The following is a 14,592-nucleotide window of genomic DNA, read 5'->3' as shown; positions in this document are numbered from 1 at the left end:
GCATCCCGATCCGGCAAATTCGCTGCGTATTCTGAGCTTGTGGTCAGGCGGTTGCCGCCGTAACCTCACCGCATCCGGTTCCCAGACAAGGATCTGATGCCGATGGACAATCCCCTTTCCGAGACCGGGCCGTTTCCCGAAGAGCCGGGAATTCTGGAGTTCCTGAAGATCTGCGACAATTTCTATCCTCCCGATGCCGTCCATGCATCGATCGAGCAGCAGCGCACCTGGTACGACGCACTCTGCGCCCGTTTTGACCGGCCCCTGCCGGACGGACTTATCTTTAAGGACGAAATGCTGTTCGTGCCGGTTCGACACTACCGGCCGGCGGAGATCCGCACGAAGACGGTGCTGCTTTATCTGCATGGCGGCGGCTTTGTTGTCGGATCGCTCCAGAGCCATCACGCGATCTGCGCCGAGATTTCCGATTTCGCCGGGGCGGAACTCGTCTCGGTTGATTATCGCCTGGCGCCCGAGCATGTCTGGCCGGCCCAGACGGACGATTGTTTCGCGGTGCTGAAACAGCTTCTTGGTCAGGAAAGGAAGATCGTCGTGATCGGCGACAGCGCCGGCGGCAATCTTGCGGCGGGTCTGGCGCTGCGCGCCCGCGACGAGCGGTTTTCCGGCATTGTCGGGCAAGTGTTGATCTATCCGGCGCTCGGTGGCGATCTCGTCTCAGGCTCTTATCAAGAGATGGCCCACGCTCCCGGCCTGACGACGGAGGATGTCACCTACTATCGAGCGATCCTGAAAGCGCCGGCTGACGAACCCGTGGCGCATCCGCTGCTGGAGGCCGATTTCTCCGGCCTGCCACCCGCCTATATCACTGTCGCGCATTTCGATCCGCTGCGCGACGATGGACGTCAATATGCCGAGCGGCTGGCTGCGGCAGGCGTCACTGTCACCTTCCGGGAGGAGCCACAGATGGTGCATGCCTGGCTACGTGCCCGGTATATAAGCGGCGGTGCCGGGGACGGATTCCTGGCAGTTTGTGAGGCAGTCCGGCGACTTGCAGGGAGCGAGACATGAGCGGAGTCACCGATCTTTCCACGCTGCTCGCCAGTCTGGAACCGACGCTCCTGGATGGGGAATTCGTCTATACGACCGTGCCACACGAAAAACTGGATGATTACCTGCCGCTGAAGCCGATCGGAATGTTCTTTGAGGTGGAGGGGCTGACGCTGATCCTACCGAACGCGTCCGCCGTGCAGGCCGGTCTTGCGGTCAGCGTTCCACTCCGCTGCATCACCATGATGGTACATTCCTCACTGGACGCAGTCGGCATGACGGCGGCAATGGCATCGGCGCTCACCAAGGAAGGCATCAGCGCCAACGTTGTGGCAGCCTATTATCACGACCACATCTTCGTCCCTGCGGTAGATGCGGACCGAGCCGTGGCCGCACTCAAGGCTCTTTCGTCGCCCGCTACATGAGGTCGCGGGGGATTATCTTTTCAAACGTTTTCTCAAACACCTGTTTCTTGCCGTCATAAGCGACAACCGAAGCGCTGATCAGCCAGTCCTCCGCCGTGCAGGTAATCTTCGCAGTCGATATGGTTCGCACCGACCAGCCTGTCCGCTGTATGTCGCAGGTCCAGATGGCCGTGCCCCTCATCGAGAGCGGATCGTCCGGCGAGATCGACCAGACTTCCTCGCGAAGCTGGCGGGTCGAAAGGCCGGTTCCGGGATGTTCGGCAAGTCCGGTATCTTCGTGAATCAGGTAATCTGTACGGTTGGCGGAAAGATCGCGCGTGACGCTGCGCCGCGTCACGGGAGGCGTATGGGCGATATACTTCGGTAACGGATCGGGGTTGTCCGGCTCTCGCATCTCGAAGGCTTCGTGTGTGCCGAGCTTCGGCAGTGCCAGGCCCAGAGAAGCGATATCGATCGTCAAACCTGGATCAAGAGGTGGCGGCAGCACCGTCGGCCAATAGGCAGTCGAAAGCGACAGCCGGATACGATGACCCTTGCCGAAGCGATAGCCGCAGGCATCGAGGACCAGACGGATCGTGACCGGTTCGCCGGGTATCAACGGCTTAGGTTCGGCGTTGCCTTCGCGATGAGCGAGGTTGATGACTCCAAATGAAACCCGTGTTGCCGTGCCATCCGGATGCACGTCGACGATGCGGGCGCAGAGATTGGCGAGTTCGGCATCGCAGCTGAGCGTCAGCGTGAGGATCGGCCGGCCAAGATAGTCCTGCGGTTCGGCAAGCGGCGAGGTTTCAAATACGAGCGAACCGGCGTCGTCGATGCGCTGGTCGCCGGCAAGCTCGGCATCCGGTTTCAGCGTGAACCATTCGCCGGAGGCCGTGCCGATGTCGAGCGGTGATTTCAGATAGGCGTTATGCGGTGCCGCATGTGGGACCGGCATGCCTTCCAGAAGCGTACCGAACTGGTCGACATACAAGCACTGTGCCTCCGGTTCGGACCATTTCTGTTTGCAAATCCAGAAGCCGGGATCGATATCGCGGCGTGGCGCCGGTTTCGGGCCGTCGAGAATATAGGCACGCACCTGGGGCAGGGTTTCGACGCCATTTTCCTCGCCGCGCAGCCAGCGGTTCCAGAAGGTAATCGCTTCACCCAAAAAATCGGCACGCGGCTTCGGCCAGGCGAAATGCGGATATTTGTGGATCCACGGACCGATCAGTGCCTTGGATTTTTCGCCGAGCCCTTCAACAGCAAGCAGCGGCGTATTGCGGTAGCCATCGGCCCAGCCGGCAATCACCAGCGTCGGTATTTCGATAGCCGAGTAATCTTCCGAGATCGAGCCGTGCTGCCAGAAGGTGTCGCGCCGCTGATGCGACAGCCATTCCTCCATGAAGAAGGGCTCGTTATCCAGCCGCTCTATCCACATTTCCATCCAGTGATTGCCGACTAGCTCGGGATCCGGCGGGCGGGACTGATAAGCGAGCATGGTTGCCGCCCAGGAAAGCTGGGCGGAGAGATGGCACCCATTCTTGTAGTGGATATCGTCGTTGTAGCGGTCCGTCGTGGAGGCGATCGAAATCACCGCCTTCAGGGCCGGCGGGCGGAGGGCGGCGACCTGCAGGCTGTTGAAGCCCCCCCAGGAAATACCCATCATGCCGACATTGCCGTTCGACCACGGCTGTTCTGCGATCCAGGCGATCAGCTCACAGGCGTTCGAGAGTTCCGACCCCGTATATTCGCCGTCGATGACGCCACCGGATTCGCCTGAACCGCGGATATCGACTCGCACGCCGGCAATGCCCGCTGCCGCAAAAACGGGATAGGTCGACTCGTCGCGGGCGCTTGTTCCGTCGCGCTTGCGGTATGGCAGGAATTCGAAGACTGCGGGCACGGGATCGGCCTCGGCCCCATCCGGCATCCAGATACGGGCGGCAAGGCGCGTCCCATCCCTCAGCGTGATCCATTGGTTTTCGATGACGGAGAAGGAACGTTCAGTCATTTGGTGTGCACTTTCAAGAACAGCGGATTCAATTCCCGGCACTTTCCATGCGTCGCGTGTCAAGTACCCGTTCCAGCCAGCCTATCTCCATTTCCGGCACGGATTTCAGGAGCAGATCGGTATAATCGTCGAAGGGCGGCGAGAGCGCCTGGGATTTGGGTCCGAAACGCACCAACCGGCCACGATGCATGACCGCGACGGAATCGGCGATTGCCCGGACGATCGCGATGTCATGGGTGATGAAGACGTAGGAAAGCTTTTCCTCTTCCTGCAATTTCATCAAGAGCTTCAGTATGCCTTCCGCCACCAGCGGGTCGAGCGCGGAGGTGGGCTCGTCACAGAGAATGAGTTCCGGCTTGGCGGCCAGCGCCCGCGCGATTGCGACACGCTGTTTCTGGCCGCCGGAAAGCTCGGCGGGGTAGCGGTCGATGAAACCGTTGCTCATCTCGATCTGCTCGAGCAGTTCCTTCACTCGCGCTGTTTTCGCAGCGCCGCGCAGTCCGTCATAGAAGGTCAGGGGCCGGCCAATGATGTCGCGCACTGTCTGGCGCGGGTTCATCGCCGTATCCGCCATCTGGTAGATGAGCTGGATGCGGCGCAGATCGTCGCGCGAGCGATTCTTCAAGGCCGGCGCCAGCGTTTTGCCATTGAAGGTGATCTTGCCTTCGCTCGGCGGAAGGAGGCCAGTGATGACGCGCGCGAGCGTCGATTTGCCGGAACCGGATTCGCCGACGATTGCCAGCGTCTGGCCCTTGCAGAGATGCAGCGAAACGCCGTGCAGCACTTTGAAGCCATTGCCATATTGCGCGCTGACATTATCGCTCTTCAGGAGCGGGCTTGTCTGGTCGGAGGCTTCCATGCGTGCCGTCTGGCGAACGTTTACAAGCGCACGCGTGTAATCCTGTGTGGGTGCCTCGATGATCTGCTGGACCGAGCCGTATTCCACCGTCTTGCCATGGCGCAGGACCATGATGTGGTCGGAAATCTGCGCGACCACCGCAAGGTCGTGGGTGATGTAGAGCGCCGCTGTATGGGTTTCTTCGATCGCATGCTTGATTGCAGCCAGGACGTCGATCTGGGTTGTGACGTCGAGCGCGGTCGTCGGTTCGTCGAAGATGATCAGTTCCGGGTTCGAACAGAGCGCCATGGCCGTCATGGCGCGCTGGAGCTGGCCGCCCGAGACCTGATGCGGAAACCGGTTGCCGAAGGTTTCGGGGCTCGGTAGGCCGAGCACGCCGAAGAGGTAGAGCGCCCGTTTCCTGGCTTCTTCCTTCGTCATCAACCCGTGCCTGACCGAGGCTTCGATCACCTGATCGCCGAGCCGATGGGCCGGGTTGAAGGCGGCGGCGGCCGATTGCGCCACGTAGCAGACGCGGGCACCGCGCACCTTACGGATGCCGGTATTGTCGAGGGTCAGAAGATCGGTGCCGTTGAGGATAACCTCGCCGCCGGTAATCTCGGCACCACCGCGGCCGTAGGCGAGAGCGGAAAGGCCGATCGTCGACTTGCCGGCGCCGGATTCGCCGATCAGGCCGAGCACCTTGCCTTTCTGAAGGTCGAAGGAGACACCGTCGACAATCGTGATGCGCCTCGGCGGCTCGCCGGGCGGATGGCTCACCGCTTCGATTCTGAGGTTGCGGACGGACAGAAGCTCAGGCATCGCCGCGACCTCCCTTGAGGCTGGAGGTTCGTTTGAGCAACCAGTCGACGACGAGGTTGACGCAGACGGCGAGTGCGGCGATCGCCGCACCGGGCACGAGTGCCGCCGGAATACCGAAGATGATGCCGTCCTTGTTGTCCTTCACCATGCCTCCCCAATCCGCCGCCGGCGGCTGGATGCCGAGGCCGAGGAAGGAAAGCGTCGACAGAAAGAGGATGGAGAACGCGAAGCGCAGGCCGAATTCCGCCAGGAGTGGCGATAGCGTGTTCGGCAGGATTTCGCGGAAGATGATCCAGGTCGTGCCTTCGCCGCGCAGCTTGGCGGCTTCCACGAACTCCATCACCGCAACGTCCAGTGCCACAGCGCGTCCGAGGCGATAGACGCGAGTGGAATCGAGGATCGCCATGACGAGAATGAGCACAATCAGATGCTGCGGCAGGACGGCGAGCACGACGAGTGCGAAGATCAGCGTCGGGATCGACATCATCAGGTCGTTGAAACGGGAAAATGCCGTATCAATAATGCCGCCGGATACCGCGGCTATGAAGCTTAAAAGGATCCCGAGCGAGAAGGAGATGACCGTCGCCGCGAGCGCTACGAACAGCGTGGTCCGGGCGCCGTAGATCAGTCGGGAGAGAATGTCCCGCCCGAGATTGTCCAGCCCGAAGAAGAACTGCGCATCCGCCTCCTGCCAGACGCCGCCGACCACCTCCGTCTCGCCATAGGGTGCGACCAGCGGCGCGAAAAGGGCGCAGAAAAAGGCGATGGCAATGCCGAACATACCGACCCAGGCGGTGATGGGGATTTCTCTCAGCCTCATCGCGGATGCCTCAGGCGCGGGTTGGCGATGATCGCAAGGATATCGGCCAGCATGTTGAGGAAAATGTAGACGGCGGCAAAAATGAGCCCACAAGCCTGCACGACGGGCATGTCACGTACGGTCACGGCATCGACCATGTACTGGCCCATCCCAGGATAGACGAAGACCACTTCCACCACGACGACGCCGACCACCAGATAGGCAAGATTCAGCGCCACGACATTGATGATCGGCGCCAGCGCATTGGGTGCGGCGTGCCTGGCGATCGCACGCCAGGCGGAAAGCCCCTTGAGCTCGGCGGTTTCCATATAAGCCGAGGACATGACGGAAAGGATCGCCGCCCGCGTCATGCGCATCATATGGGCGAGCACCACAAGCACCAGCGTTGCGGTCGGCAGCGCAATGGCTTTGATTCGATCGAGGAAATCCATTCCGTCATAGACGGTGGCCGGGAAAGTCGCGACGCCGAAATTGACGGCGAAATAGAGGATCAGCAGATAGCCGATGAAGAATTCCGGCAGTGAGATCGCAGCGAGCGAGATAACGTTGATGATCTTGTCCGGCATGCGGTTGCGGAAGTGCACGGACAGCATACCGAGCCCGACGGCCAGCGGCACGGCGATCACCGCCGCGAAACCGGCGAGAAAGAGCGAGTTGCCAAGCCGCTTGCCCACCTGTTCCGAAACCGAGTTTCTGCTTGCCCAGGACGTGCCGAAATCACCCTGGACGGCACCGCCAAGCCATTCGAAGTATCGGGTGACGATCGGCCGGTCGAGCCCGAGTTCAGAGCGGATATTGGCGACCGCCTGGGGTGTCGCGGACTGGCCGAGATAGGTGGTCGCGAAATCGCCGGGGAGCGCCTCGACACCGCCGAAGATCAGCACCGAGACGGCGAAGAGGAGCAGGATCGACAAAAGCATGCGCTCGATGACCAGGGCGAGAAGTGGAAACCGCTCCCTGAATCTCTGGCCGGGCAGGCTGTCTGTTTCGGTGGAGTTGGACATCGGCGGGAAGCCTCGTTCTGAAACGGAAGGAGGATCGCGGAAAGACCCGCGATGCCTCGGTCAAGCGGCGAACCGCGGTCTCAGAATTCAGGCGTCCAACCAGACGCGGGTTGCGACATAGCCATTCGACATGTCGTTGCCGATGTCACTGACATAGCCCTTCACCTTTTTGGTCGCAGCATTCACGAAATCGTTGAACATCGGCAGGATGGTGCCACCCTCGTCGCGCACCATCATCGCCATCTCGCGATACATGTCCTTGCGTTTGGCCTCGTCCAGCTCGCCGCGGGCGGCGATGAGGAGCTTGTCGAACTTCTCGTTCTTGAACTTCGTGTCGTTCCAGTCGGCGGTGGAAAGATAGGCGCCGGAATAGAACTGGTCCTGGGTCGCGCGGCTGCCCCAATAGGAGGCGGAGAATGGCTGGACGTTCCAGACGTTTGACCAATAGCCGTCGCCCGGTTCGCGCTTGATCTCCAGTGTGATGCCGGCCTTCTTCGCGCTCTGCTGGAAGAGGACCGATGCGTCGACCGCACCGGGGAAAGCAACCTCGGACGTGCGCAGAAGAATGGAGCCGCTATGGCCCGACTTCTTATAGTGAAAGGCTGCCTTGTCGGGATCGTATTTGCGCTGCTCGATGCCCTCGGGAAAGAGCGCATAGGTATCGTTGATCGGGAAATCGTTGCCCACCTTCCCGTAGCCGCCGAGGATGCGCGTGACCAATTCCTCGCGGTCGATCGCATATTTCAGTGCGAGCCGCAGGTCGTTGTTGTCGAACGGCGCCTTGTCGCAATGCATGATGAACACATAGTGACCGCCGCCGGACGTCGTCAGGAGTTCGACATTGGGCGCACGCTTCAGCAGCGAGACGGTTTTCGGATCGACGCGGTTGATGAAATGCACCTGGCCGGAAGAGAGGGCGGCGATGCGGGCGGTCGCATCGTTCATGTTGATGACTTCCACCGTCTGGACAAAGCCGCGGTCGGAACGCCAGTCGTTGGGGTTCTTTTCGAAAGTCATGCGCACGCCCGGCTCGAAGGTGGTAACCTTATAAGCCCCGGTTCCGATGCCGGCCGTCGGGTTGTCGATTCCTCCATTGGGCTGAATGACGAGATGGTAATCGGTAAAGATTGCCGGCAGGTCGGCGTTGCCGGAGTCGAGCGTGACAACCAGGTCGCCGCCCTTGTTCTCGATGTTCTTGATGGATTTCAGGACGCCTGCCGCGCCGGATTCCGTCTTGCTGTCGCTGTGACGCTTCAAAGTGGCAACCACGTCGTCCGTAGTCATCTCCTTGCCATCGTGGAACTGCACGCCCTTGCGAATCTTGAAGGTCCAGACGGTCGCATCCGGAGACGGCGACCAGGATTCGGCCAGCGACGGGATCGGCGCGCGGGTTTCCGGATGGGTCTCGACCAGCGTGTCGCCCCAGGTGCGCACAGCCATGAACATGACCTGAGACGTAGCCTTGGCGGGGTCGATCGAGTCAGTTGCAGCGCCGCCTTCAAGCCCGAGCTTGAAATGACCGCCCTTCCTTGGCTCCTGCGCGGAAGCGCTCGTCGCAAAGAGATGGCTGGCTGCGGCCAACGTCATGCCAGCGGCCATGGCGCGGCCCATGAATTCGCGGCGGCTCATGCCGCCTGCCGTCACCCGGCCGGCGAGATATCTTGTAAAATCGGTCATTCCCCTGTTCCTCTCTTATCTGATGCAGATTTCTGCTTTCATGCCAGGCACCGTGCGATACGGTTTCCTCTTCCGTAACGGTTGGCGCTTCATCCTATCGATCCTGGGAAATGGTTCGGTTGCCGCCGACATATCTTCCTTTCTTCTGCAGACCCCGGCTCATGTCTTGAGCTCTTTGCCTCAGGGCTATCCTGCGTTAGATCGAAGGCCTTCTGCGAGGCTTTGGATGATTAAGGGCGCGTTTACTGCGCGGGTGGTGCCTTCGATACGACATTAATTGCCGTCGATACGACAGTTTTGGCAACCATCTATCGGTTGCGAAAAATTGACATTTGCTCAAGCAGAGAAATTTTGCTCAGATGCCCGCAATGGCATGGAAAAAGGTGCCGGTGACATTCCCGCGCCAACCGCCGGACGGACCGATTTCACTGCCGATGCCGTCTGCAATCATGGCGAGAGGCGGGTCGGTTCCGTGGCAAATCACCCGCGCATAGTGAAACTCGTGGCCGCGTACGGTCTCGCCCTTCTGACCTATCGCGCAGGGGCCGAGCAGGCGTGCCTGCCGGTAGCCAAGGTTCATCTTTCGTTTGGCGAAACTGGTGCGATGGGAAAGCAGACCGGTCATGGCGTGGGTCGCGCCGTCCGCATCTTCCAGCACCTCGCCGAGCACCATATAGCCGCCGCATTCGCCGTGAACCGGTTTCGTCTCCGCAAAGCGCTTGAGGCCTTCTTTGAAGGTTTCGGCGGCTGCCAGCCTGCCGGCATGAAGCTCCGGATAGCCACCGGGCAGCCAGCAGATATCGCAGTCGGCGGCCGGAGCCTCGTCGGCCAGCGGTGAGAATGGCACGATCTCCGCGCCGGCTTCTCGCCAGCCGCGCAGGAGGTGCGGATAGAGAAAGGTGAAGGCAGCATCCCGCGCCAGCGCGATGCGTTGCCCGGGCGGCGGCAGAGCCTTTGCCGGCGAGCCGGGAGGAATGTCGAAGGGTTTTGCCGCAGCGTAGATCGCATCGAGATCGAGCGAGGCTTCCATGGCATCCGCCAGCCGCTCGATATGCGCATCCATTTCAGGGTGTTCGCTTGCCTGTACGAGGCCGAGATGCCGTTCCGGCAGGATCAATGTCGGGTCGCGCAGGATCGTGCCGACGACCGGCAGGCCGATCGCCTCGATCGCATCGCCGGAGAGCTTTCTGTGCCGTTCGCTGCCGGCACGGTTTAGAATGCAGGCGGCGATCTTCACCTGCGGATCGTAATGCGTGAAACCGTAAGCGATGGCTGCGGCAGTCTGCGACTGGCCGGAAACGTCCAGTACCAGCAGGACCGGCAGGCCGAAGAGACGGGCGAGATCGGAGGCTGCGCCGGAGCGGTTTTTTTCGCTGACGATGCCGTCGAAAAGGCCCATGGCGCTTTCGATCAGCAGCAGTTCCGCATCATCCGCCTGTTGCCGCGCGAGATACCGGAGGAGATCCGGCGCCATGGCCCAGCTATCGAGGTTGAGGCCGGGCACATGAGTTGCGGCCTCATGGAAGCCGGGATCGATATAGTCCGGTCCCGTTTTGATGCCGCGCACTTTCACGCCGCGACGGGCAAAGGCACGCAGCAGGCCGATCGTGACGCTGGTCTTGCCGGAGCCGGAGCGCGGCGCGCCGATGATGAGTGCGCGGCCAGTCATCGGTTCCGACCTGAAAGGGCTGTCTGCATCGAGACGATCCTGCCGATGACGATCAAAGCCGGTGCGGCAAAATGCTGCCGCTCGATCTCCGCTTCCACCGTTGCAAGCGTCGCCGTCATCGAGCGTTCCTCCGGCGTGGTGGCGGCCATCAGCACGGCCACCGGCGTTTCGGATGGCAAACCGCCCTCCATCAGCAGCCGCGCGATCGTACCGATCGTGCTCACTCCCATATAAACGACGATCGGTTCGCCGGTTTTCGCCAGCGCTTTCCAGTCCAGGTCGCCGGGCGTGCCGGCTGCATGTCCTGTAGCAAGCGTGATCGCGCGGCTGATGCCGCGCATGGTGGCAGGAATATTTGCCGCTGCCAGGGCCGCGAGTGCCGAAGTCATGCCCGGCAGGATACGGAACGAAATGTTCTCTCGAGCAAGCGCTTCCGCCTCTTCACCGCCACGGCCGAAGACGAAAGGATCGCCGCCTTTCAGCCGCAGCACGCGTTTTCCCGCCTGTGCGAGTTCGATCAGTTTCGTGGTGATGTCGTCCTGCGCCACGGATGGTTTGCCACCCCGTTTTCCCACAAAGATCAGGTCCGCCGTTTTCGCCAGCGACAGCACGCCCTCGGAGACCAGGGCGTCGTGGACGATCACGTCCGCCCTGCCGATCGCATCCGCGACTTCCAAAGTCAGGTAGCGCGGATGGCCCGGTCCGGCGCCTGCGAGCCAGACATGGCCTGGCTGAAAGACGGGCGCCTCTATGACGGCTTCGATGTTTTCATTCAGATGCATATGCAAACCTTTTGCCGGCATTCGCCGGTCGGGCTATAGAAACGGCCATGGAAGCGGATGGCAAGAACCTGCGCCGTGGCTGGACCACGGGAACCTGCGCGGCGGCGGCCAGCAAGGCTGCCTGCCTTGCGCTCGTTTCCGGCAGATTTCCGGACATGGTGGAGGTGACGCTGCCGGGTGGCCAGCGGCCGAGCTTCGCGTTGGCCATGGAGGAAACGGGTGAAGGTTTCGCCAAGGCCGGCATCGTCAAGGACGCCGGCGACGACCCGGACGTCACTCACGGGGCGCTCATCATGAGCACCGTGCGACGCGGTGCTGCCGGCAGCGGCATCAGCTTCAAGGCCGGCAAGGGCGTCGGCGTCGTAACTCGGCCGGGCCTGCCTTTGCCCCCCGGTGAGCCTTCGATCAATCCCATGCCCCGAAAGATGATTGCGCAGGCGATAGCCGAGGTGGCTGGCGACGAAACGGATTTCGAAGTGGAAATCTCTGTCGCGGACGGCGAGAAGATCGCCGAGAAGACGTTGAACGGCCGGCTCGGCATCCTCGGAGGTATCTCGATTCTCGGTACGACCGGGATCGTCATTCCCTTTTCCTGTTCGGCCTGGATCCATTCCATCTGGCGTGGCATCGATGTGGCCCGTGCCGCGGGCCTCGCCCATGTGGCGGGTTCCACCGGCAATACCTCTGAAAAGGCCGTGCAGGCGCACCACGCACTTCCCGAGATTGCGCTGATCGACATGGGCGATTTCGTTGGCGGCATGCTCAAATACCTGCGCGATCATCCCGTGCCGAAGGTCACGATTGCAGGAGGCGTGGCCAAGATGACCAAGCTCGCCCAAGGCATGCTCGATGTCCATTCCAAGCGCGGCCTTGCCGATCTCGAAGCTCTCGCCAAGGTCGCGGCCGAAGCCGGCGCTGCGCCTGAGCTTGTCGAGCGGATTGCGGCTGCAAACACGGTTGCCGAAGCCTTCACACTCGCGGGCAGAAGCGGGCTGCCGCTTGGCGACCATATTGCGGCTCTCGCCTGGAAAACGGCTGCCAAGGCGCTCCGCGATCCGCAGATCGCTCTGGAAATCCTGGTCTACAATCGCGAGGGCCGGTTGGTGGGCCAAACGCCATTCACACCGTCGGATCATTCGGAATCTCTGCCTTTGTCCGTCTGAGGCCAGCCGGGCCGGAAGCGGCGTACATAGTCGGCGTTGTAAAGCTGGCTTTCGGTAAAATCCGTCGAGCCAAGCCCCTTGCCAACGAAAATCAGTGCCGTGCGCTCTGCCGGTTCTTCAGCAAGCTTCGCCTTTATGTCGGCCAGCGTACCTCGAACGATCCGTTCTTCTGGCCAGGAGGCGCGCACGACGATTGCCACCGGACAATCCGGTCCATAAAGCGGCATTAGTTCAGCGACGATCTGGTCAAGGGCGTGGATGGCGAGATGGATCGCCAGCGTGGCGCCCGTCGCCCCGAAAGCCGCCAACGTCTCGCCTTCCGGCATTTTCGACGCACGCCCGGAGACACGAGTCAAAACAAGGCTCTGTGCTACTTCCGGGATGGTGAGTTCGCGCTTGAGCGCGGCTGCCGCCGCGGCAAATGACGGCACGCCGGGTGTCAGCGTGTAGTCGATGCCGTGTTTTTCCAGTCGGCGGATCTGTTCGGCCATCGCGCTCCAGACGGAGAGATCGCCGGAATGCAGCCGTGCCACGTCCTTGCCCGCCTTGTGGGCGGAGACGTATTCCGCCTCGATATCGTCGAGCGAGAGGGAGCCTGTGTCGACGATCCGCGCATCCTTCGGGCAATAGTCGAGCAGTTCCTTTGGCATGATCGAACCGGCATAGAGGCAGACCGGCGACCGGGCGAGAATGTCCTTGCCGCGAACGGTGATGAGGTCGGCGGCGCCTGGGCCGGCGCCGATGAAATGCACGGTCATGGATGGTCCTTCGAACGGGCAAGTGCGCACGTGGCGCCATTGGCGATGAGCCGAGGCACGATAAGTTCCGAAGTCTCCCCGGCGAGAGCGAGGGCTGCCGCTTCGGAAAGGCTTGGTGTCGCAGTCTGCGCAAGGCTATGTTTCGACACGGTTTTCGTTCGATTTTCGGCTTGTTTCAGCGCGCGCTCGTCAAGAATATGCATGGGCAGGCCAAGCTTGGTCGCCAGATCGACAATGCCCGGTTCATGCCGCTTGATTTCGCCGGTAGCCAGCGCCGTTACTGATTCACGTGAAATACCAGCCTCGATGCAGGCGGCATCCAGTGCGGAAAGCACAGCTTCCGCTGACGTGCCTTTCCGGCAGCCAAGTCCCGCGACGATCATCTCTGTTCTCCCGGTTTTGTCCATCGCCATTGGGTGACCGGCATCGCCGGCCGCCAGCCGGTCATGCTGCCGATCGGCGCGGCGCGCGACATCTCGATCCGGATCAGTTCGCCACCCAGGCGGGCATGCGCGGCGAGGAGGACCGCTTCCATTTCCAAAGTCACGGAGTTGGCGGCCAGCCGCCCGCCGGGTTTCAGCGCATCGATGGCCGCATCGAACACGCCCATCTCACTGCCCCCGCCACCGATGAAGATCACATCGGGCATGGGAAGACCGGCCAGTGCGGCCGGTGCTTCACCTTCGACAATCTTAAGCCCCGGCACACCGAAAGCAGAAGCATTTCGCTTGATGCGTGCTGCCCGTTCCGGATCGGCCTCGATCGCGACGGCTTTCAGCGAAGGATCGGCCAACATCCATTCTATACCGATCGAGCCGGAACCAGCGCCGATGTCCCAAAGCAGTTCGCCGCGCCGGGGGGCGAGCGCCGAAAGCGTCAGGGCTCGGATTTCCCGCTTGGTGATCTGCCCGTCATGCTCGAAAAGTGCGTCATCCAAACCGGAGGCGCGCGGCAGAATGCGTGCGCCAGCTTCTGCCTTAACTTCGACCGCGACAACATTGAGAACATTGATAGCCAGCAATGCAAATTCATTTGCGACCGCAGAGCGGATGCGCTCGTCCTCTCCACCCAAAGCCTCCAGCACTGTCAGGTGTGATGGACCGAAACCCGTCTCTGTCAGGAGAGAGGCAAGTTCCACTGGCGCTTTTTCATCCGACGTCAGTGCAATAATCCGCCGGCCGGGATGCAGAAACGGTCGGATGAGGTCGAGCGGCCGGCCGTGCAGCGACACGGTTTCGATCTCCTGCAAAGGCCAGCCGAGCCGGGATGCCGCCAGCGAAAAGGACGAGGGTGCTGGATAGGTGATGAATTCCTCTGCTGGAACCTGCCGCGAAAGTGTGGCGCCGACTCCGAAAAAGAAAGGATCCCCCGATGCCAGCACACAAACGTTCTGTCCACGCAGTACCATGACATCGCGCATTGTCGGATCGAACGGCGTCGGCCAAGTGCGGGCGTCGCCGGTGATCAAGGGTGCGGCCAATTCCAGATGCCGCTTGCCGCCGAAGACGACCGAGGCGGAGGAAATTGCGGAGCGCGCACTCTCGCCGAGACCTTTCACGCCGTCCTCACCGATGCCGACGATGGACAGCCAGCGGCTTTGGTTTAAAGCTTTATCTGCTGATTCAGGAGGCAT

At 61.5% G+C, this 14,592-nt stretch carries 13 protein-coding genes; 3 read left to right on the top strand and 10 right to left on the bottom strand.

Translation table 11 applies throughout. From position 1 onward, the window contains the following. The first annotated feature begins 102 nt into the window (after nt 1–102). Entirely contained in the window at nt 103–1,029 is a 927-nt protein-coding gene (locus tag J2046_RS26470) for an alpha/beta hydrolase (protein ID WP_210056936.1), read from the top strand. Further along, nucleotides 1,026–1,433, top strand: coding sequence for an ACT domain-containing protein (locus J2046_RS26465; RefSeq protein WP_210056934.1), 408 nt, complete (start codon nt 1,026–1,028; stop codon nt 1,431–1,433). Before J2046_RS26470 ends, J2046_RS26465 begins: the two co-directional genes overlap by 4 nt. Here the strand turns inward: J2046_RS26465 and J2046_RS26460 are convergent. From J2046_RS26460 to cobA, 7 genes are all read right to left on the bottom strand, one after another. Further along, nucleotides 1,426–3,426: a CocE/NonD family hydrolase gene (locus tag J2046_RS26460; protein WP_210056932.1), complete on the bottom strand. Its 2,001-nt coding sequence runs from the start codon at nt 3,424–3,426 to the stop codon at nt 1,426–1,428. The two genes, J2046_RS26465 and J2046_RS26460, sit on opposite strands and share 8 nt — an antisense overlap. Nucleotides 3,427–3,454: 28 nt before the next feature. Next, nucleotides 3,455–5,086, bottom strand: a complete 1,632-nt coding sequence (locus J2046_RS26455; protein WP_210056930.1) for an ABC transporter ATP-binding protein — start codon at nt 5,084–5,086, stop codon at nt 3,455–3,457. Continuing rightward, nucleotides 5,079–5,906 carry an ABC transporter permease gene (locus J2046_RS26450; RefSeq protein WP_210056928.1) on the bottom strand — a complete coding sequence of 276 codons (828 nt, stop codon included), beginning with the start codon at nt 5,904–5,906 and terminating at the stop codon, nt 5,079–5,081. The genes J2046_RS26455 and J2046_RS26450 overlap by 8 nt, the downstream gene beginning before the upstream one ends. Then, a complete protein-coding gene (locus tag J2046_RS26445) occupies nt 5,903–6,910 on the bottom strand; it encodes an ABC transporter permease (RefSeq protein ID WP_210056926.1) in 1,008 nt (335 codons plus the stop codon). The genes J2046_RS26450 and J2046_RS26445 overlap by 4 nt, the downstream gene beginning before the upstream one ends. Nucleotides 6,911–6,997: 87 nt before the next feature. After that, a complete protein-coding gene (locus J2046_RS26440) occupies nt 6,998–8,587 on the bottom strand; it encodes an ABC transporter substrate-binding protein (protein WP_210056924.1) in 1,590 nt (529 codons plus the stop codon). A gap of 355 nt (nt 8,588–8,942) precedes the next feature. After that, the gene (locus J2046_RS26435) at nt 8,943–10,256 is read right to left on the bottom strand and encodes a cobyrinate a,c-diamide synthase (protein WP_210056922.1); all 1,314 of its coding nucleotides are present in this window, start codon (nt 10,254–10,256) and stop codon (nt 8,943–8,945) included. Next, on the bottom strand, nt 10,253–11,038 hold the full coding sequence (gene cobA / locus J2046_RS26430) for a uroporphyrinogen-III C-methyltransferase (protein WP_210056920.1): 786 nt from the start codon (nt 11,036–11,038) through the stop codon (nt 10,253–10,255). The genes J2046_RS26435 and cobA overlap by 4 nt, the downstream gene beginning before the upstream one ends. Before the next feature lie 47 nt (nt 11,039–11,085). Here cobA and J2046_RS26425 point away from each other — a divergent pair, with 47 nt between their 5' ends. Beyond that, complete coding sequence (locus J2046_RS26425; protein WP_210056918.1) at nt 11,086–12,201, top strand: cobalt-precorrin-5B (C(1))-methyltransferase; 1,116 nt, start codon at nt 11,086–11,088, stop codon at nt 12,199–12,201. Here the strand turns inward: J2046_RS26425 and cobM are convergent. From cobM to cbiE, 3 genes are read right to left on the bottom strand one after another with little or no spacing between them, the layout of a single operon-like run. After that, entirely contained in the window at nt 12,171–12,959 is a 789-nt protein-coding gene (gene cobM, locus J2046_RS26420; RefSeq protein WP_210056916.1) for a precorrin-4 C(11)-methyltransferase, read from the bottom strand. The genes J2046_RS26425 and cobM overlap by 31 nt on opposite strands. Further along, nucleotides 12,956–13,342: a cobalamin biosynthesis protein gene (locus J2046_RS26415; RefSeq protein WP_210056914.1), complete on the bottom strand. Its 387-nt coding sequence runs from the start codon at nt 13,340–13,342 to the stop codon at nt 12,956–12,958. The genes cobM and J2046_RS26415 overlap by 4 nt, the downstream gene beginning before the upstream one ends. Then, nucleotides 13,339–14,592 (bottom strand): precorrin-6y C5,15-methyltransferase (decarboxylating) subunit CbiE, encoded by a 1,254-nt coding sequence (cbiE, locus tag J2046_RS26410; protein WP_210056912.1) that lies wholly within the window; start codon nt 14,590–14,592, stop codon nt 13,339–13,341. Before cbiE ends, J2046_RS26415 begins: the two co-directional genes overlap by 4 nt.

Source organism: Neorhizobium petrolearium, assembly GCF_017873175.1.
GTDB lineage: Bacteria > Pseudomonadota > Alphaproteobacteria > Rhizobiales > Rhizobiaceae > Neorhizobium > Neorhizobium petrolearium.
The sequence above is the reverse complement of the archived record's forward strand: the minus strand, read 5'-3'. Positions and strand labels throughout refer to the sequence as shown.